General features: G+C 63.7%; 13 protein-coding genes. 5 read left to right on the top strand and 8 right to left on the bottom strand.

Annotation, left to right across the window (positions count from 1 at the left end):
- Positions 1–5: 5 nt before the first annotated feature.
- Positions 6–1,415, top strand: coding sequence for an FUSC family protein (locus Y882_RS10950; RefSeq protein WP_046971953.1), 1,410 nt, complete (start codon positions 6–8; stop codon positions 1,413–1,415).
- Here the strand turns inward: Y882_RS10950 and Y882_RS10945 are convergent, their stop codons facing one another.
- On the bottom strand, positions 1,416–3,221 hold the full coding sequence (locus Y882_RS10945) for a family 43 glycosylhydrolase (RefSeq protein ID WP_046971952.1): 1,806 nt from the start codon (positions 3,219–3,221) through the stop codon (positions 1,416–1,418).
- Positions 3,222–3,446: 225 nt separating this feature from the next.
- On the opposite strand from Y882_RS10945, the gene Y882_RS10940 reads away from it, so the two are divergent.
- A complete protein-coding gene (locus Y882_RS10940; protein ID WP_046971951.1) occupies positions 3,447–5,006 on the top strand; it encodes a GH39 family glycosyl hydrolase in 1,560 nt (519 codons plus the stop codon).
- A 183-nt stretch (positions 5,007–5,189) separates the two neighbouring features.
- Positions 5,190–6,296 (top strand): M23 family metallopeptidase, encoded by a 1,107-nt coding sequence (locus tag Y882_RS18910; protein ID WP_052949913.1) that lies wholly within the window; start codon positions 5,190–5,192, stop codon positions 6,294–6,296.
- 9 nt (positions 6,297–6,305) lie between these two features.
- Here the strand turns inward: Y882_RS18910 and Y882_RS10930 are convergent, their stop codons facing one another.
- From Y882_RS10930 to Y882_RS20270, 4 genes are all read right to left on the bottom strand, one after another.
- Positions 6,306–7,637 (bottom strand): hypothetical protein, encoded by a 1,332-nt coding sequence (locus Y882_RS10930; protein WP_046971950.1) that lies wholly within the window; start codon positions 7,635–7,637, stop codon positions 6,306–6,308.
- 97 nt (positions 7,638–7,734) lie between these two features.
- A complete protein-coding gene (gene glnA, locus Y882_RS10925; protein WP_046971949.1) occupies positions 7,735–9,150 on the bottom strand; it encodes a type I glutamate--ammonia ligase in 1,416 nt (471 codons plus the stop codon).
- A 282-nt stretch (positions 9,151–9,432) separates the two neighbouring features.
- Positions 9,433–12,678 (bottom strand): protease pro-enzyme activation domain-containing protein, encoded by a 3,246-nt coding sequence (locus Y882_RS10920; protein ID WP_052949912.1) that lies wholly within the window; start codon positions 12,676–12,678, stop codon positions 9,433–9,435.
- A 239-nt stretch (positions 12,679–12,917) separates the two neighbouring features.
- A complete protein-coding gene (locus tag Y882_RS20270) occupies positions 12,918–13,103 on the bottom strand; it encodes a hypothetical protein (RefSeq protein ID WP_162207412.1) in 186 nt (61 codons plus the stop codon).
- Between Y882_RS20270 and Y882_RS10915 the strand changes: the two genes are divergently transcribed.
- Positions 13,102–14,475, top strand: a complete 1,374-nt coding sequence (locus Y882_RS10915; protein WP_052949909.1) for a sensor histidine kinase — start codon at positions 13,102–13,104, stop codon at positions 14,473–14,475. The two genes, Y882_RS20270 and Y882_RS10915, sit on opposite strands and share 2 nt — an antisense overlap.
- A gap of 50 nt (positions 14,476–14,525) precedes the next feature.
- Here the strand turns inward: Y882_RS10915 and Y882_RS10910 are convergent, their stop codons facing one another.
- A complete protein-coding gene (locus Y882_RS10910) occupies positions 14,526–15,242 on the bottom strand; it encodes a response regulator transcription factor (RefSeq protein ID WP_052949907.1) in 717 nt (238 codons plus the stop codon).
- Between the two features lie 170 nt (positions 15,243–15,412).
- Here Y882_RS10910 and Y882_RS10905 point away from each other — a divergent pair, with 170 nt between their 5' ends.
- Positions 15,413–16,210 carry an undecaprenyl-diphosphate phosphatase gene (locus tag Y882_RS10905; protein WP_046971947.1) on the top strand — a complete coding sequence of 266 codons (798 nt, stop codon included), beginning with the start codon at positions 15,413–15,415 and terminating at the stop codon, positions 16,208–16,210.
- 55 nt (positions 16,211–16,265) lie between these two features.
- On the opposite strand, the gene Y882_RS10900 is transcribed toward Y882_RS10905, so the two are convergent.
- Both Y882_RS10900 and Y882_RS10895 read right to left on the bottom strand, forming a co-directional pair.
- The gene (locus tag Y882_RS10900) at positions 16,266–18,650 is read right to left on the bottom strand and encodes an FG-GAP-like repeat-containing protein (RefSeq protein ID WP_082121071.1); all 2,385 of its coding nucleotides are present in this window, start codon (positions 18,648–18,650) and stop codon (positions 16,266–16,268) included.
- A 200-nt stretch (positions 18,651–18,850) separates the two neighbouring features.
- The gene (locus Y882_RS10895) at positions 18,851–19,801 is read right to left on the bottom strand and encodes a LysR family transcriptional regulator (RefSeq protein WP_046971945.1); all 951 of its coding nucleotides are present in this window, start codon (positions 19,799–19,801) and stop codon (positions 18,851–18,853) included.
- Positions 19,802–20,037 lie beyond the last annotated feature (236 nt).

Genomic DNA, 20,037 nt, shown 5'->3' with positions numbered 1-20,037 from the left:
CGCGCATGACCAACAGCTTCCCCACCTGGATCCGCCTGGCCCGCTCGCATGCATCGGTGTTGATGCAACCGCTGGTGGAAGCGGTGGTGACCATGTTCGCGGTGTTGGCCACGCTGGGCTGCACATTGGCCATCGCAGCAGGCAGCGGGCCCGCCGTGCTGGCGGTGGTGTTGACCCTCTCGTTGTCACGCAGCCATCTGGATCGCGACCTGCGTGGTCGCCTGGAGGCCGCACTGGTCCTGCCGCTGGTGGGCCTGGTGGCGATAGGCGTGGGCATGTTGCTGCGGCAATTGCCCTGGGTCGGCGCGCTGACGTTTGTCGCTGGCATGTTCGTGTCGATCTGGTTGCGCAACTTCGGCTCGATGGCGCGTCGTGCGGGGCACTTGATCGCCTTGCCGTTTGTCACTTTGCTGACCGTGCCTCATGTGCGCGCTGCCGCGAACGGCGTACTTCCCCCCATGCTGGTGCCGATCGTGGTCGCCTTGCTGTCGCTGCTATGGGTGACGGTGTTTCATGTGGTGGCGCGCCGACTGGGCCTGCTGCCACCGTTGACCGCACCGGCACCCACGGCTGCGACGCCCGGGCAGGAGAGCAGGCTGCGGCCCACCGCCAGCACGCGTATGGCCATCCAGATGGCGGTCGCCTTGTCGCTGTCCTTCGTGGTCGGTTACCAGTGCTTCGCCGAGCGCTGGGCGTGGATCGTGCTCACGGCCTTCATCGTCCACAGCGGCAATCGCGGGCGTTTGGACGTGGCCTACAAGAGCGGACTGCGCGTGCTCGGTGCTGCCGCGGGTACCGTGCTCGCGATGTCGTTGAGCTTTCATGCACAGGCGAGTCCGATCAACACGGGCCTGTGGATTCTTGCCGCGCTGTTCTTCGGTGTCTGGTTGCGTCCGCTCGGTTATGCATGGTGGGCGTTGTTCGTCACCCTGGCATTGGCCCTGCTGCAAGGCTTTGAGCCGCAGCCGCCTGGCATGCTGTTGTGGCAGCGACTGGAGGAGATTCTGATCGGCGCTGTGATCGGGCTGGCCTCGGCGTGGTTCGTGTGGCCGGTGCGCTCTACCGATGTACTGCGCCGTCGCTTGGCGGATGCGCTTGCGGCGATGGCCGAAGCCACCGATCCGGCCACCCCTGAGCGCAGTCCCGCACGCGTGGCCAAGACGCTGGATGAGCTGGCCGGCATGGCTGCACCCTTTCGTGCCGCGCGTCGATTCACGCAAGGCTTTCGTACCGTCCAGCCCGCCGATTGGGTGGATACGCTGCTGGCATGCCGTACAGCGGCCATCGAAGTGATCGCGCGGGGCGAAACACCGGGCCGGCTGCGTCAGGCCATCGGCGCGGCACGCAAGTCGCTGCGCGAACCCGACACGCTGTTGCCGGCGCTGCAGCAGTTGCGTCAGACGCTCGACGGCTGATCAATCGCCCGCGGGAAGACTTTGCACGCGTGAAAGCGCGGAAACGCCGTGCTCGTCGAACGCTTCGACCGCCACCACGTAGTTCACGCCCTTGTTCAACGCGTGCAGTACGAGTCGGGTGGGTTGGTCGGCAAAGCGCTGATAGGTCGAATGCAGACGATCGACCGCCAGCCCCCAGCGCACGTTGTAACCCACCGCGCCGGGCACCGGCGTCCACACGATCTCGGCATCGCGCGTGTCGCTCAGGCGCTTGGCCGACTGCAGCGCCGGCGCTGCAGGCAGTGCACCGTCGGCGTTACCGAAGACGCGCAGATCCGCAATCGCCAGCGTGCGTGCGCCCACATGCTGATGGCGATAGCGCACATATCGAATCCGCGCCGCTCGATCGAGTTCGACGTAGGCGTTGGCGCGATCGCGCGTTTCGTGTGAAAGATCGGCCAAGGTGCTCCAGTGCGTGCCATCGCGCGATCCTTCCAGCACGAACTGCGTGACGATGTCGGGCGCATCACCGTAGCGTCCGGACTGGTAGTCCGCGAAGTTCACCTGCACGGCGCGCACCGTGCGCTCGCCGCCAAGATCCACCGTCAGCGTCTGACCCGCCGTGTTGCTGTCGGCCAGCCAGAACGTGCGCGGATTTTCATCCGTCGCTGCCGAGGCCGGATGCCCGGGCTGCGATGACGATGCCGTGGCCTGCTTGCGATAGGACAACAGCATCCAGCCGGTGAAGGTGTCCTCGCCTTCCTGCATCGCATGGTCGGGCATGCGGTGCGGGAAATCGCCGAAGCGGGTATCGATCCACATTTGGCCGTCCGCATGGAAACCGGCTGGGTAGAGGCCGATGCGGCGCTCGAAGGTCCAGTTGGAACCGATCCACGACGTGCCGGTATTCCACACATTGCCGTGGGCGTCCTCGAAGGTTGAGCCATGGCCCACACCAGTGACGAAACCGCCCGGCTTCTCGCCGACCGGGTTGTAGGGTGCATAACGGAACGGGCCGAGCGGCGCATCGCCCACCACGACGCCGGTGCCGTAGACATTGAACTCCGTGCCTGGCGCGGCGTACTGCAGGTAGTAGCGGTCGCCGTGGCGATTCATCCAGGCGCCCTCGAGAAACGGCTTGGTCGTTTCATCGGTGTGATCCTGGCCGAAGCGCTCCCAGCCGTGCTGGGTCGGGTTCAACTGAAGCAAGGACTGCGGCCGAGTAGCGAAGCTCAGACGCTTGCCCTCGCCTTGGTCGGCATCACCGAACTTCAGATCGAGCTGGGCGCCATACAGCGGATGCACGTTGGACGAATCCCAGTACAGATAGACCTTGCCGTCGTTGTCCTGAAATAGCGCAGGGTCCCAGGGGCCGGGCGGCAGCTCATCGGGTTTCATCGTCGCTTCGCCGACGCTGGAGACGGCGCCTGGGATAGGCGGCAACAGACGCGTCCAAAAGGTCCAATGGCCGTGCGCCGGATCCGTGCTTGCGAGCAACGGCCGCGGCTCAGTGGCGGACTGCATGAGGAATAGCCGTCCATCCGCCACCAGCGTGGCCGGCGCCACTTCGCTGTCGAACGGCCATTGATCGGGCTGCACGAAGTCCCAGTGCAGCAGGTCGGTGGAGTGCCAGTAACCGTCCGCGAGCGTCATGAACAGGTAGTAGGCATCGCCGTAGCGCACCACCGCCGGGTCGGCGCCGGTGCGGTAGGAAATGCCCTCGTTCATCTGCTCGAAGTTGTAACGGTAGTCGATGTCGACGGGGTTGGCCCAGGTCCGCGAAGCCGCCGGCGCGGCGGATGCGGCCGCCGCGACCAGCCATGCCATGCAGCAAAACATGGCGATCCGAAGCGGGGCAAAAGCCTTGGAGACAGGGTCTGACATCGGATACATCCCATGCTGCAGCGCAGCGGCGCCGGATTCTGTGAACTTCCCTTATTGATCAGGTGACCCGGTCTGTAAGAGACTCCGTCACCATCGACGTAAACGTTTACATCGTAGCCGCCCGATCACGGCCGGCCAACCCTCTCCCCGTTGATCGAAGGACTCGTCATGACTACCCCGTCGCCGCTCCGCCGCCTTGCCCTGCGCACCTGCGCCGCGGCCTGCCTCGCCCTGCTCGGCTCGGTGCACGCGGCGCCCGCCGGCAACGACGCCGTGCAGCTGCAGGTGGATGCGACGGCCAAGGGCACGCCGCTGCCGCACTTCTGGGAAAACATGTTCGGCTCCGGCCGCGCCGTGCTGGCGCTGCGCGACGACTACCGCAAGGATCTGGAAGCGGTGAAGGGCGCCACCGGCTTCAGCTATGTGCGCTTCCACGGCATCTTCGACCGCGACATGGGCGTGGCCTACCGCGATGCGCAGGGCAAGCTGCAGTTCAACTTCAGCTATGTCGACCAGGTCTACGACGGCCTGCTCGCGCGTGGCGTCAAGCCGTTCGTCGAGCTGGGCTTCATGCCGCCGGAAATGAGCACCGATCCGGCCAGCCACCACGACTTCTGGTATCACCCCAACGTGATGCCGCCGAAGGATCCGGCCGAGTGGGACGCGCTGGTGCGCGCCTTCCTCAAGCATGAGATCGAGCGCTACGGCATCGACGAAGTGCGCAGCTGGTACTTCGAGGTCTGGAACGAACCGAATCTCGCCTTCTGGGGCGGCAAGCCGGAGAAGGACACCTATTACGAACTGTACGACCGCACCGCGCGCACGGTGAAGTCGGTGGACAGGCAGTTCCGCATCGGCGGCCCGGCCACCGCCCAGGCGGCGTGGTTGCCGGAGTTCCTCAAGCATGTGAAGCAGAGCGGCGCGCCGATCGATTTCGTCAGCACGCATGTGTACGGCGACGACACCGCCGACAATGTGTTCAAGACCACGGAAAACATTCCGCGCCGGGACATGGTCTGCCGCGCCGTGGACAAGTCGCATAAGGAAATCGGCGCATCGCCGTTCCCGAAGCTGCCGCTGATCTACAGCGAATACAACGCTTCGTACGCCAACCTGCCCAATGTCACCGACACGGTCTACATGGGCCCGTGGATGGCCAACACCATTCGCGAATGCGCGGGCAAGGTCGACATGATGAGCTACTGGTCGTTCTCCGACGTGTTTGACGAACAAGGCGTGGTGAAGACGCCGTTCTACGGCGGCTTTGGCCTGATCGCTGCCGATCGCATCGAGAAGCCCGCGTTCAACGCGTTCGCCATGCTGCACAAACTCGGCGAGACGCAGCTGCCGCTGAAGACTGACAGCGCCCTGGCCACGCGCCGCGCCGATGGCACCGTCGTGCTGGCCTTGTGGAACTACACCAAGCCACTGGGCGACACCGCCGATTACACGCCGGGCGTGCCCACCGGCGACACCAAGCACTTCGATGTGGACCTGAAGCATCTGGGCAAAGCCACCGGTGCGACGGTGTGGCGCCTGGATCAGGATCACGGAAACGCCGTGGCCGCCTTCGACAAAATGGGCCGCCCGGCAACCCCGAGCCGCGAACAGATCACTCAGCTACGTGAGGCGGGCAAACTCGCCGCTCCGGAACAGGCCACCCTGCAGAACGGCCGCCTGAGCATCGATATCCCGCCGCAGGGTCTGGTGGTGGTGGAACTGCACTGACCACCAACGAGCGTGTGACGCCGCCATCCCCTCGTGGCGACGTCACACGCTGCTTTATCCCGCCGCAACGGGCGCAGTGACCTCTGGCATTGGCGCCTGATCCTTCGCGGATCAAAGCTCGCGCTGCTATCCACACGGATGACGCCGATGCGTTGCTGGCGCGGGTCTCTCTTCGCTTTGCTCATGTTGCTCACTGCGCCAGCCGTCATCGCGCAACGTGCACCGCTGCACCAATCATTCGATCTGCGCGTGCCGTGGACGCCGGAACCGGTCGTCGTCGCCGGCAAGGCGTCCCTGCTGTACGAACTGCACCTCACCAACGAGGCGCAGGAGACGCTGACGATCCAGCGCATCGAAGTGCTCGACGATCAGCAACACATGCTGGTCGGTTTGGTGGGCAGCGAACTGGCCGCAGCTGTCGGCAGGGCCGATCGCGCCAAAGGCGATGAGCGCTTGCGCATGGCGCCGGGCATGTCGGCCGTGGCCTATCTCTCTGTCCCGCTTGCCGACACCGCTGCGGTGCACCTGCACCACCGCGTGGTTTACGCCGCTCAGGCGAATCAAGACCTCACCGCCGATGGCGCCAATATCACGACATCCCGGCGCCCGCCGCTGCAACTCGGCGCGCCCCTGCGTGGCGGCCCGTGGGTAGCGATCTACGATGCGAGTTGGGAGCGCGGCCATCGTCGTGTGCTTTACGCCACCGACGGCAGCGTCAAAGTACCTGGCCGGTTTGCGATCGATTGGATCCTTCTGGGACCGCACGGGGGCTTCGCCAAGGACAAGGGCGAGTTGCCCAGCCAATGGTTCGGCTATGCCGCCAACGTGGTCGCAGTCGCCGATGCCACCGTGGCATCGACGGGTGAAGGCGTCGCCGAACCGGCGACGCTGGCCGAAGGTGCCGCGCACAAGGTGACGCTGGAAGATGCTGCCGGCAACTACGTGAGCCTCGATCTGGGCGATGGACGCTACGCGTTCTACGAACACCTCAAGCCTGCAAGCATCCGCGTGAAAGCCGGCCAGCGTGTGCATCGCGGCGAGGTGATCGGGCAACTAGGCTTTACCGGCGAATCCACCGGCCCGCATCTGCACTTCCACGTGAGCGATGCCAATGCGCCGCTCGCTGCGGAAGGGTTGCCCTATGCCATGGAGCCGTTTCGCGTCCTCGGCGGCTATGCATCGATCGAGGACTTCGCCCAGGGCAAGCCCTGGATGCCGGCAACAGCGCCCGCAATCGGTGATGGCTTTCCTGCGCCGCTTTGGGTGGTGGACTTTGGCAACGGCCGTTGAGGTTATGTCCTAGATCCCTGCAGGAAGCGGCCAGATGGTGGGCCATGGATCACTGCTGGTGGTGTCCCGCACATCCATGTGAATACTCTTGCTGTCTGCCGTGACCTCGACATGACGGTCGTCCGCAAAAAGCATCCACGCCGGACGTGTAGCCAAGCGTTGTTGCAACGGCACAGCGTGATCGTGCGTTTCCCGCAACCAGAGGATCAGGGCGCCCATGCGAAGACTGGCAGCGACATCCTGTTGGCGCGCGAGGTAGGGATCGAAGGCGGGTCCGGGAATACGGGACAAGATGGTGCCCGCGCTATTGGAAACCAGATCGAAGATGTCGACGTCTGGCGGAGCGGTCGCCAACGCCACGCGTTTGTCCGACAACAACCTCTCTGGCAGCGATGCGTTGCATAGGGCACCGTAACGCGGCGCCAACATGAGTCGCGCCCCCTTCGCATTCACGCTCAGGTTGTCGTACCAGTGCTCCTGTTTTCCGAAGAGCTCAGGGGATGCCACCAGGGCAAATTCCGAGCGGATGCTCGGACATAGGTCGATATCCGCGTTGGTCACCGGCACGAACGCTGCCGCGCACGATGCGGGCAGAGGTTCATCGGCCGGAAACGCCGCCAACAGCTGCACGAACAGCTGCACGGCGCCACGCAACCGCGCAGCGAAGATCAACGTGCTGACCAGCGTGTTGCTGTGCGCGTGCAGTCGGCGCATGGTCGCCACTTGCGTGCAGGCGGCGTCCATCGCTTGTGCTGCGTGACCGTCGAGGAAGTTCGCTGCGATGGCGGTATGCCACAGTCCCATGGATGCACCGAAGGACGGCATCGGCGCCACGGGGGCCATGGGCATATCTGTCCAGACGTAGTCGAAGTCACGCAGCGCTTCATCACGCGCGAGCCTGTGCTGGTGACGTGTCAGCAACTGGTTCACTTCATCGCGATGCGCTCGCACTTTGCCCGGGCAATCGGCTTCGCGCGGCTTGCACAGCAGCTCTCGATCTGCGCGGGACATCTTCGCAAGCGCGGGGAAGTCGGCTTGCGGGTTGGGTATGGGGTCGGTGCTGCCGGTTCCCGGCTTGAAGTTCGATTCCCACGCGAGCACGCGCAGGCGATCCTTCGCATACGCCGCGTCGAGCTGATCAGCTGGCACGTCGTAATCAGCAAACCACAGCCATGGATACGCATTGCGCCCCTGCGGCGGTTGGCTATTCGCTTGCAGCGCGGCCAATGCGTTGGCCTGCTCCGGCGTCGGCGGCCGCAAGCGCCCCCATGCAAACGCCGCCACGATGGCGACGATCATTCCAGCGACCGCCCACAGCATTCCCTTCAGCGCGCGATGCATGCAAGTTCCCCTTGTGTCCCTGCACGCATTCTAGCCACAGAAAAAACGAAGGGCGCCGAAGCGCCCGTCGTCTCTCTGCCATCGCGGAAACTTGCGATCAGAGCGCGTAGTACATCTGGAACTCCAGCGGATGCGTGCTGGCGCGGTAGCGGGTCACTTCCTGCATCTTCAATGCGATGTACGCATCGATGAAGTCGTCGGTGAACACGCCACCGGCCTTGAGGAAGTCGCGGTCCTTGTCGAGCGCGTTGAGCGCTTCGTCGAGGCTGGCGCAGACCTGCGGGATGTTCTTCTCTTCTTCCGGCGGCAGGTCGTACAGATCCTTGTCGGCCGGTGCGCCCGGGTCGATCTTGTTGATGATGCCGTCCAGGCCGGCCATCATCAGCGCGGTGAACACCAGGTAGCCGGAGTTCATCGGATCGGGGAAGCGCACTTCGATGCGGCGGCCCTTCGGGCTGGACACATACGGAATGCGGCAGCTGGCCGAACGGTTGCGGGCCGAGTAGGCCAGCATCACCGGCGCTTCGAAGCCCGGCACCAGGCGCTTGTAGCTGTTGGTGGTGGAGTTGGCGAACGCGTTGATGGCCTTGGCGTGCTTGAAGATGCCGCCGATGTACCACAGCGCCGTCTGCGACAGGCCGCCGTACAGATCACCGGCGAACATGTTGTTGCCGTCCTTAGCCAGCGACTGGTGCACGTGCATGCCGCTGCCGTTGTCGCCAACGATCGGCTTGGGCATGAAGGTGACGGTCTTGCCGTTCTGGTGCGCCACGTTCTTGATGACGTACTTCATCGTCATCAGTTCGTCCGCCTTCTTCACCAGCGTGTTGAACTTCACGCCGATCTCGCACTGGCCGGCATTGGCCACTTCGTGGTGATGCACTTCCACCACCTGGCCGAGTGACTCCAGCACCTTGCACATGTCGGCGCGCAGGTCGCCCAGCGAGTCGACCGGGCTGACCGGGAAGTAGCCGCCCTTTACGCCCGGACGGTGGCCGGTGTTGTTGTCTTCGTACTTGTAGCGCGAGCTCCACGCGGCTTCTTCGGAGCCGATTTCGTAGAACACGCGGCCCATGTCGTTCTGCCAGCGCACGGAATCGAAGATGAAGAATTCCGGCTCCGGACCGAAGAACGCCGTGTCGGCGATGCCGGTGGACTTGAGGAACGCCTCACCGCGCTTGGCGATGGAACGCGGGTCGCGGCCATAGGCCTGCATGGTGGACGGCTCGAGCACGTCGCAATGCAGGACCATCTGGGTGTGGGCGCTGAACGGGTCGAGGTAGGCGGTGTCCGGATCGGGCATCAGCACCATGTCCGATTCGTTGATGCCCTTCCAGCCGGCGATCGACGAACCGTCGAACATCTTGCCGTCCTCGAACGTGCCCTCGTCGATGGCATGCGCCGGGAACGTCACGTGGTGATGCTTGCCGAGCATGTCGGCAAAACGCAGGTCGACGAATTCGACCTCGTGTTCCTGGATCAGGTCGAGCACTTTCTGGACGGGGGACGACATGGGAAACCTCAGCGTTGGAACGACGGAATGTGGAAAGACGAGAGCGCTTTTGCAAAGCCTATGCCATGACTCGAAACGCTTTTGTGACAAGGACTTCCACGTGTGGAGGGTCACGCAGCAGCCCGACTTTGCACCAAACGCGAGCTAAGTACCTGCCGTCATAGCACCAAGTAGTGGCAATCAGGGCAGCCAGGACACGAGCTCACGGCAAACGCAAAAAGAAAGGCCGGACGATAGTCCGGCCTTTCTCACGCCGCAACACGGAAGCTGCGGATGGTGCGCTCAGGGTGTGGACGGCATGGTGTAACCCGCCGTGGCCGAGCCCTGCAGGCGCGTCGCCTGCACCTTCGCGCCGGCCGGGATCACCAGCGGACTGCCATAGGCATCGGTCACCCGGAACGGTTCGAAGCCCGAGCCCGTGGCCTGCCACTCGTAGACGTCGCCTGCCGTGCCCACCCACAGGAGGTCGGCCAGGCCGTCACCGTTGTAGTCGGCGATGCTGGACAAGGTATAGCCGGGCGTCACGCTGCGGATCTCCTGATCCACCACATTGAAGCCGTTCATCACCCACCAGCTCATCTGGTTGGACGAGGGATTGGTCCAGATCAGGGCGGTCTTGCCGTTGCCCGTCAGGTCGCCTGCGCCATACAAGGTAAAGCCGGCGGGATGATCGTTGATGCGGTGACGGACGAAGTCGCCAGCGTGATTGTTGATCCATACGTACACGCTGTTGTCGCTGCGGCTGGTCCACACGATGTCCGCGTAACCGTCGCCGTCGACGTCGGCGATGGTGGGGACATAGCCCGCGGCAGCGGCAAGCGTAGAGGGCGGCTCCACGAAGAAATGACGTTGGATGGCGCCGAGGCGGAAGGTGGCGGTGAGATCAAGCTGCCACCAGGCAATCTGTCCGGTGCTCTCGTTGCGCCAGAGCAGCTCGTCCTTGCCGACACCGTCAAAGTCGCCAGCACCCACCAGCGTCCAGCCAGCGCCGTAAGGGGCACCTTGGGCCGAGGCGAGGTAATTGCCCTGGCCACCGCTGCCGTTGGAAAGCCACACGTAGAGCTGGTTGTCCGGGCCGGTCCAGGCCACGCTGGCCAGGTTGAGTCCGGGCAGCAGCGCCTGCAGCAATTCGCCTGCGGGGTCATCGATGTGCTGGTAGAACGCACCGACGGCACCGATCGTGTAGCCCGGCGCGATGGACTGCGTCTTCGTCTGCATGGCGGTGCTGCCCTGCATCGAGATATCGGTGAAGATGCCAGCCACCGAATCGACCAGGGCGATGTCGCTGTAACCGTCGACGCCGGCAGCGTTGGGACCCAGGAAGTCGCCTGGCGACGCGTAACCACGCTGACGCGGGTGGTCATAGGCGGTCATCGCGTTGACCAGGTTGGCGACGTTGATCGAGCCCAGGCCGGTCGCATAGTCGTAGCCCGCCTGGGTTTTCCATGCCGGGGCCAGGCTCACATCGCCACCGTGGCTGACCACGCCGAACGCATTGCTGCCCTTGCCGGAATAGCACGACGTGCTGCCCGCGTAGCACGGTTCGTCGATATCACCCTGGGTGATGTCGTTGAACACGCAGTTGGCGCCGACCGAGGTGCCGTTGGAGGAATTGCACGCCGCCAGCATGCCGGTGTTCGGCGACACGTTGGTGCCGTATTCGCGCGTACCCAAGGCATACAGGGCCGGTGCCACGTTGCCATGGGCCTGGTTGGTGGCCTGGTTCACCAACGCCTGCACGCCTGCCATGGCCGGCGCAGCGAACGAGGTGCCACCGGCACTGTTGTAATAGACATTGTCGGGGTTGGTGTAGTCACAGGCCGTACCGCCGACGCCCGGATCGGACATGCAGAACACCAGCGCGTGGCCGTACAGGCCATTGGCCGCGAACAGCGATACGTCCGGCAGCATGCGCGTAGCCGTGCCTGGCGCACCATAGATACCCGTCTGCCATTCAGGCTGGTTCCACAAGGTACTCGGGCCACCGCTGCCGCCACCGGTGTTGAGGAACTGCTGGCCCTTAGGGTCGTTGCAGGCCGTGACACCGTCGCTGAGCTTCAGCACGACATCGAGCTTGCTGCTGGCGCACGAGGTGTTCCAGGTCTGCTCCGGGATGTAGCTGATGGCGGACTGGCCGTAGACCAGATTGCTCTGCGTCCAGTACTTGCTGTACTGGTTGAAGTCGTCGAAGTCCGTACCGCCCACGGCCACGTTGAAAGGCGTGGATGCCATGGCGTTCACCGCGGAGCCAAACAGGGCTGCCGCTTCGTTCTGATCGCAACCGGCCGAACCGGCATCGCCAGAGGATACGAACACCGTGACGCCTTCTGCCGCCGCCTGCTGCCAGATCAGCCCGACCTGGCTCACGACGTTGGTAAGGCTCATCACTTCGCATTCGCCGTAGCTCAGGCTGAAGATGGTCGGAGGCGGTACGTCGAAGTTGTTGAGCATGTTGAGCGCGGCGGTGAACGGACCGAAGCTCGGGCTGTTGCTGTCGTCGCAGGAGGCAAACATGATGTTGGCGTCCGGCGCAGCGGCTCCCGCCCACTCCGCGTCCAGGGCCGCTTCGCCTTCATCGCCGTTGAGACCCGGATCGGGGCAACTGGTATCACCGACACCCACGATGGGGTTGGTGTAGTTCACCATGCCCTTCGCATCCGCCGGCAGGAAGGCCTGGCGGAATGTGTTGATATCCGCAGGCAGCACGTCCGTGCGCTCAAGCACCGCGACGGTCTGGCCGGCGCCGCGAATCGGCGTGGTCTGGTTCCACAGCGGGGTGACGTTGTAGATCGTATTGAAGTCTGCTGGAACCACATCGTAGGCCGCCGCCGTATCCACCGTGCCCGGTGGCACGGTAAAGGCAGGATTGGCCGACAGCTGCTTCCACTTGCCGGTCTTCTTGTCCTTATTCACCACGCCCACGTTGTGGTACTGCGGCTTGGGGAAAAAGTTGTCGAGCGAGGCGACACCGCCCACGACGGAAGCTAGCGCCTGTGGAATCTGCTGCTCTTTGGTGTTGGCGAAATGCGTTTCACCGTTCAGCTTGAAGCGGTGGATTTCGGTGTGGAACGCCTTGCCCACCGCGGCGGGGGTGCCGGAAAAACGGATCATCACGCCCGAGGGCATCACGCGTTCGACCTTCAGGCCCTGCGAGGTCAGCCACTGGGTAACCTGGTCGATGTCCGACTGTGCCGGACCAAACATCGTGCCGATCTGCTTGGCGGTCAGCCACTTGTGGAAGTAGGGCGAACCAGGGTTGTTGAGCTGGTTCACATAGGCGTCGAAGCGCCCCTGCTTCTCTGCGCTGCGCTTGAGGATCAGCGTCATATTGTGGATCTGGCTGCCCGCGGGCATCGCGCCGGTATCCGAGGCGATCATGGCCCGGGTGGGCCGGCTGCCGGCCAGGGTGGTCAACCGCGCATTGTCGACGGCGCCGGTGATGCGCGCCTTGTCCGGCGCCAGGTTCAGTGGATTGGCTTGCGTCGGTGCCGCATGGGCAACCAGGGGCGAGCCAACGCCCAACAACATGAGCGCTGCCCAAGGCAGCACCCCCGCTTTACATCGAAACATAGTGGTTTTCTCCCCGAAATTCGTGCGCAAAAAGCCGTCCAGGCCTGGCTGCCCCCCGGCAGCCAGATCCTGGCGATCGCTTGCTGTGTCGCTCCCCGAATCCTCGCCACGTCGATGCAATACAAACGTAACGGCGAGGTCATCCGGACCGTAGAGGAAGCATCCGCCGCTCGTCACGCACCACAATTTCGCTCGACTTACAAAAACTCACCAAGCACCATGGCCGCTTGATGGACGTCCCGATTGGCTTCGGTGAGCTGACGTCCGGGGGGATTGCCGTTCATGTCTGCACATTCCAGATCGACCGCGTGGCAACGGGTCATTGCGTGGCTGCACCGCGTTCCCATCAGTGATCCGGTTGACCGGCGAAACGCCGTCTTCATGCAGCTGCTGCTGGCTTTCCAGGGCCTGCGCACGCCCTTGATGAAGATCTACCTGCTGGCCACGGAATGGCCGTACATGGTCGCGACGTTCTTCAACAAGACCGTGACCGGACCGGTGGTGTCCATCACCGTGGACCTGGGTACGGATGTGGCCATTACCGCCGCCGCGTGGCTGGGCCTGTACCTGATTCGACGGGGCAAGTTCCGCCAGGCGGTAAAGCAGTTCCTCGCCACGCAACTGATCTGCGGCGTGGTCGTCTACGCCACCTTTGGCTATAAGGTCACGCCGGGGGACACGCTGCTGCTCATATCGCTGGCGCTTGGCGGGTTGATGCTTGGCCGGCGCGCGCTGTGGACCATCTACGTCACCATTCTGCTGGTGCTCGCCACCGGCATGACCGCCGACTACCTGCATTCGACCCGCGCGGCGCACGACTTCTTTGCGGCGTATCACGACCTGCTCTTTCGCACTTTCAGCTACGCGCTCATCACCATCATTCTCGACCGAAGCATCGGTGCACTGCGCGAAGCACTGGCCGAGTCGGACACGCATCGCCGCCAGCTCCAACATGAGATGCTCGAGCGCGAACTGGCCCAGGAGCAGCTGCTGCATTCGCGGAAGATGGATGCCATCGGCCGCCTTTCGCAGGGCATTGCACACGACTTCAACAACGTCCTCGGCATTGTGCTTGGGTTTGCGCAGGAACGTTATCGCTTGGATGAGCCCGGCGCGGATCGTTCGTCCGATGCCCTTGCATTGGCGCAGGCTCTGCTGGGTGTGGAGACCGCGGCGCGGCGCGCCGATGCCATCACGCGCAAGTTGCTCAATTTCAGCCGCCACGACACCACCAACATCGAGACTTTCGACGTCACGCAGGCCACCCGCGACCTCGAGCTCATGCTTCGCCAGCTGTTTCCCAACCATGTCCAGCTGATGGTCGAAACACCCGCCGATACGCTGCTGATCGATTTCGACCAGAGCCAGTTCGAACTGGCCATCCTCAATATTGCTTCCAACGCACGCGATGCCATGCCCGACGGCGGACGCTTTGAAGCGGCGCTGTCGCGCGAAGGCGAAAGCGGCGTGGTACTTACACTGCGCGACAACGGCACAGGCATGACCGAAGAGGTGAAGGCCCGCATGTTCGAGCCGTTTTTCACCACCAAGCCGATCGGCCGCGGCACCGGCGTGGGCCTCACCGTGGTCTACAACCTGGTGGTGCAGGCGGCGGGCGACATCACGGTCGAGAGCCATCCTGATCGAGGCACCACGTTCCGCATCCGGCTGCCGTTGTCGAAGCGTCGTCATGGAGCAGGCGCCCATCCGACGATGACGCCCGTGTCTGCGTTGGCGAACGTCTGGGCGCGCTGACGGCGCGCCTTCCGGCGATCCACCGGCGGGCGTTTCGTCGCCGCGTGACGTCAGAGCAAGACGAACACGTACCCTTCGCCATGCACCGCATTGAGCGGCAATGGCGCACCCACCACGCGCTGTACTTTCTTGCGCAGGCGATGGATCAGCGAATCCAGCCGGTGCGTATCGAAATCGTAGACGTTGTCGGTCAGCATCTCGATCAGTTCGGCGCGCGACACGGGATGGTTGGGCGTCTCCAGCAGGCGGGTCAGCAGTTTGCCCTCCGTCTTGGTAAGGGCGACCGCGTTTCCGGCCGGTTCGAGCAGGCACCAGCCGTCCGCGTCCAGCCGCCAGCGCCCTGCCTGGGCCGGCGGCAAGGCACGCAGGCGACGCGCGAGGCTGTACAGGGTGGCGCCCAGCAGGTCCACGTCCACCGGTTTGGTGAGATAGGCGTCCGCCCCTTCGGTGAGGCCGCGCACGCGATCGGCCATGCCATTGCGGCCCGTCAGCATCACGATGCCCACGTCACCCATCTTCGAGCGCAGCTCACGCGTGAGGTCGAATCCGTCCGCATCGGGAAGGCCCACATCCAGTATCAGGATGTCCGGCCACCTCGGCTGCATGTAGCGTTCGAGCACACTTGCGTTACCTGCCGCGACCACCTCAAAGCCGAATCGCTGCAACTGGGGAACCAGCACGTGATCCCTGAGCAGTTCATCGTCTTCGAGCATCAGTACGCGAAGAGGAGCCTTGCCGGCGGAGGGAGAAGCGGACGTCGGATTCATCGGAAAATTCATTCACGCGATACGCGGACTGTACTGTCTGGACGGCGCCATCGTCGCCGCGCCGCACCATCGCATGAACCTACGATCATCCATGATGTGTCGAAGTCCACATCACATGCGCCGATCCACTTAAGCTATGGCGCCTTATTGCAGGCTATGGAAGCCCATCCGTGAGCGATCTCATCAACGTCATTGTGCTCGGCATCATCGAGGGCATCACCGAGTTCCTGCCCATCTCCAGCACGGGCCACCTGCTGATCGCCGAGAAGTTCGGTCTGGGCGAACGCTCGGACCTGTTCAACGTAGGCATCCAGGCGGGCGCGATCCTCGCGGTCACCTTCATCTACTGGGGCCGCATCTGGCGGTTGTTCACGCAGTGGCGCGATCCGGCCAACCGCGACTATCTCGCCAAGCTGTTCGTGGCTTTCATGATTACGGCGGTGCTTGGCTTCATCGCGGTGAAGCTGGGCTTCAAGCTGCCCGAGGCAGTGACGCCGGTGGCGTGGGCGTTGGTGATCGGCGGCATCTGGATGATCGTGGCCGAATATCTGGCGGCCCGGCAGCCGGACCGCACGCGCGTGACCTGGGTGGTGGCGATCCTGGTCGGCATTGCGCAGATGATCGCAGGCATCTTTCCGGGCACGTCACGCTCGGGCGCCACCATCTTCGCGGCGATGCTCTTTGGTACCAGCAACCGCGCGGCGGCGACGGAATTCGCCTTCCTCGTCGGCATTCCCACGATGTACGCGGCGACCGGCTATGAGTTGCTCAAGGTGCTGAAGGAAGGCGGCGTGCATCACGAAGACTGGACCGCGCTCGGCGTCGGCTTTGTCGTGTCGGCTATCGTTGCGTTCATCGCGGTGAAGTGGCTGCTCGGTTATATCCGCAGCCATCGCTTCATCCCGTTTGCGATCTATCGCATCGTGGTCGGCGCGGCGTTGCTCTTGCTGGTGCCGGCGGGCGGTTGAGCAGGCTCTGACAGGCGCACCACAGAGAGGGGGCTTGCGCCCCCTCTCTTGTTTCTTACCGCCAGGGCAGCGGCTGCGCTCCATTGGAAGGCGCACCGATCACATACCACCCCTGCGGGTAAGTCCACTGCTGCGGGTTGGTGGGCATGGGAGCGACGCCCGAATAGCTGAAGTCGCTCTGGTCCACCAGCACGCCGCTCGTGCCAATCGTGTTGTGCAACCGGTCCAGCACGTACAGCGCTGTGCTGTTGTAGCCACCCAGGATCTGATAACCACCCGATTCGGGCTTGTCCATCCATCCATTGCCGGCCCACGACGGCGTCAACGTATAAGACGTCTGCGTCTGTGCGGAGTAGGTGCGCGAGAGCAGGCCGCCAAAGCCTGTGTTGTTGGACGGCTTGAACCATTCAATACCGATGCCCTGGCCCTGCCAGCCACCACCGAACGACCAGATGTAACGCGGGTCCACGTTGCCGCCGCCCCACTGGGTCAGCGTCGCACTCATGTCATACGAGGCGAAGGCACCGCTATGCGAATCCCACACCCAGAGGTCGTTGGCGGCACTGCTCCACAAGAGGCTCGCCATGCCCGACGGCGAGTAATAGCCGATGCCCACCGGGTAATAACCGCATGGCACGGAGACAATCCGGTAACCCACACGCGTGCTGCCATTCATCAACCAATACGCGAACTGGCAGTCGCTCGGGTCGAGCCACAACAGATCGTCATGACCATCGCCATCGATGTCCGCCGCACCCACCAGCTGCCAGTTGGCCGGGTACGTGCCGAACTGCACCGAGGAAAAGTGGCCGCCGTGAATGTTGGTCCACATCCACAGATCGCGATTGGCGCTGGTGAAGACCAGGTCCGCATAGCCATCGCCGTTGAAGTCACCCACGGCGCCGACGAAGTAGCCCGGCGTGACGTTGTACGTGAATCCCCCATTGCGGCTTACCGGCGCCGTCTTGCCCGTACCAGGCGCCCGGCTGGCACTCATCGGCCAATAAGCGACCTGACTCGTGCCCGGATTGAACCACAGCAAGTCTGACGATCCGTCGCCAGTGAAGTCCCCCGGCACGTGGCCGCTGCCCGGGATGGCCGTCGTCGGATGCAGCACGGGCAACGTATCGAAAGACACCACTGGCGCATAAGGCGTGTTGTCTGCGGTCACCGTCACCGACACCGTCGCGGTCACCTTGGCCCGCCCATAGTAGGCAGCATAGGTAAAGGTGTCCGTTCCGCTGTAACCCACGGTGGGCACATAGGTCAGCGTGCTGCCATCGACGAAGGCCTGGCCATGCGCCGGCTGGCTATCCACGGCGTAAGCGATCTTGCCGTTGTTGCCGATACTGCCGGGCAAGTTCACCTTCGTACGATGCCCCCCGCTCGTTGCCGTCACCGGCGCAGCGGCCAGCGGCGTGTACAACTGCAGGAAGCGCACGCCGCCGGCTACCGACACCATCAGGATCGAGCCGTCATCGGACAGACGCGTGCGGCCGCCCATGAAGCCGGCGTTCCAGGATGGAACGGTAAAGCTGCTCAGGAAATCGTACGAGCCGATCTGCTGGAACGTATCGGTGTCGTAGACAAGCACGTTGCTCGTGCCCGCCATGGGGGCATACAGCTTGTGGTCAACCGGATGGTAGGCGACTCCCACCGGATGCGCGGTGAGGCCCGAGGCGCCGAGCGTGGTCAAGCGCTTGTAGCTGGCGTCGTAAACGAATACGCCCGATGCCGCGACGATGGTGAACTGCGTTGCGTCCCCACTGATGCCGACTTCGTAATTGAAGGCCGACGTGCCATCGGTGTACCCGTTGCGCGCGTCCAACGCATTGCTGGCCGGGAAATAGACGTCCCAACGTCCGTCGGAAATATTGCTCTCCGCCAGTGCAAACGTGCGCTTGCCGGCATCGGTCGCCAGCATCGTATTCTGCAGAATTCCCGGACCTGAGCTGGCCGGCATGGCGATGTTGGTCCAGGTCAGGCTCGAAGGATCGAGGCGCTGAAACGGCACCCAGCCGCTTCCCGAGTACATGCCGGTCACCATCAGCGTGCCGTCATGTGCGTAGAGCACATCGAACAGGCCGTTTTGCCCGACCAGCTGAGAGGCTGTCATCGCCTTGGTATCGACCAGCGTATCGGGATTGACCAGGTGCACGACGTTGTTGTTGCCCAGCGACGCACCATCTGCCACGGCGAGCGTCTGGCCGTCGGGCGACAGATCCAGACCCATCAGACTGCCACCCAGCACAATGGGGCTGAGCGGATAGTTGTGCACTACGTCGTAGCGTTCGACCTGGGAGCCATTGGCGACATAGATCAGTCCGCGGGCATGGTCGTAGACCATGTCGGTTCGGTTGGCCGCGTTGATCAGAACGCCATTCGCGTGCGCCAGGCCGCACAGAGCCATCGCCAGCGAGCCGGCGAGTAAGCATTTCATTCCGAGTTTCACGTTCCCCCCTCTGAGAACGATGTGTCGATGGCGATGGCGCCATTGCAACCCGTGCAGTTTGCTGCACTGGCCCCCTGCTGCAGCGTGCTAGATACAGGAGAACTGCCGCGTCGTCCATGCTCCTTCCGGAGGATGGCGTGGCTCTGGACACCCCGCCACCGCGATCAGCTGGGTTGCGCGTCAGACGCTCAGGCGCTCAGGCGCTCCGGCACCGCCGCCACCATCGGCTTCTTGTGCTTGCCCGGCTCGCTGGTCTGCTCGAACACCTCGCGCACCCACTCGATGAAGGCCTGCACGCGGGCGGACAGGTGCTTCTTCTGCGGGTAGACGATCCACACCGGCTTGCCGGTGGAGGTGGTGTCGGTCATCACCAGCTCGAGCTTGCCGAAGTCGAGCATGCAGGCAGCGATGACATGCGGCGCCTGGGTGATGCCCAGGCCCGCGACCACGGCCTGGATCACCGACTCGGCGTCGTTGATCAGCAGGTGCGCCTCGATGTCGACCGCCACCTGCCCGCTCGGCGTCTCGAACTGCCACTGGCGCGGACGGCCATTGGGCTGCACATAGTTGATGCAGCGATGGTCCTTCAGATCCTCGATGCTCTGCGGCGCCCCGTGCTTCACCAGGTAGTCCGGCGAGGCGATCATCACGTTGCGCAGGTAGCCGATCTTGCGGGCGATCAGGCTGGAATCCTCCAGCGGCCCGACCCGGACGGCGCAGTCGATGCCTTCCTCATTGAGGTCGTAGGGGTAATCGCACATCGACAACTCCAGACGGATGTCGGGATAGCGCTGCTCGAATTCCGCCAGCCGGGGGATGATCACGGTACGGCCCACGGCGGCCGGCACGCCGATGCGCAACTTGCCGGTCGGCTTGCGCTGGGCATAGCCCAGGGCCTCGGTCGCCTCGGTCAGGTCGGCCAGGATCTCCTTGCAACGTGCATGGAACGAGGCCCCATCGTCGGTCAAACGCAGCGAACGCGTGGAGCGGAACAACAGCCTGGCGCCCAGCTGTTCTTCCAGCCGGGACACGGCACGGCTGACGCCGGAGGGAGTCATGCCCAGTTGGGCGGCCGCGGCGGCAAAGCTCTTGGCTTCGACCACCCGGACAAACGCAGAGATTGCGGCAAAGTCTTCCATAGGCTGGATTTTCACCCCATTCGTGACTCGCAGTCACTATTGCGTTGCATCAAAAAGCATTTATTGAACCAGATAGTACACCTAATCTTCCGCTCCTGATCGTCGGGGTAGTCCTACTTCGACGAGTTCATTTCGGGAGCGGAACATGAAAAACCGATGGATACTCGCCATTCTTGCCCTCGCCGTGGTGGGCGGCAGCTGGGCCTTGCTGGGCCATAGCGCCGATACCCACGCCC

This window comes from Dyella japonica DSM 16301, assembly GCF_001010355.1.
Lineage (GTDB): Bacteria > Pseudomonadota > Gammaproteobacteria > Xanthomonadales > Rhodanobacteraceae > Dyella > Dyella japonica.
Note: the sequence above shows the minus strand (reverse complement) of the source record. Positions and strands in the feature narration are given on the sequence as shown.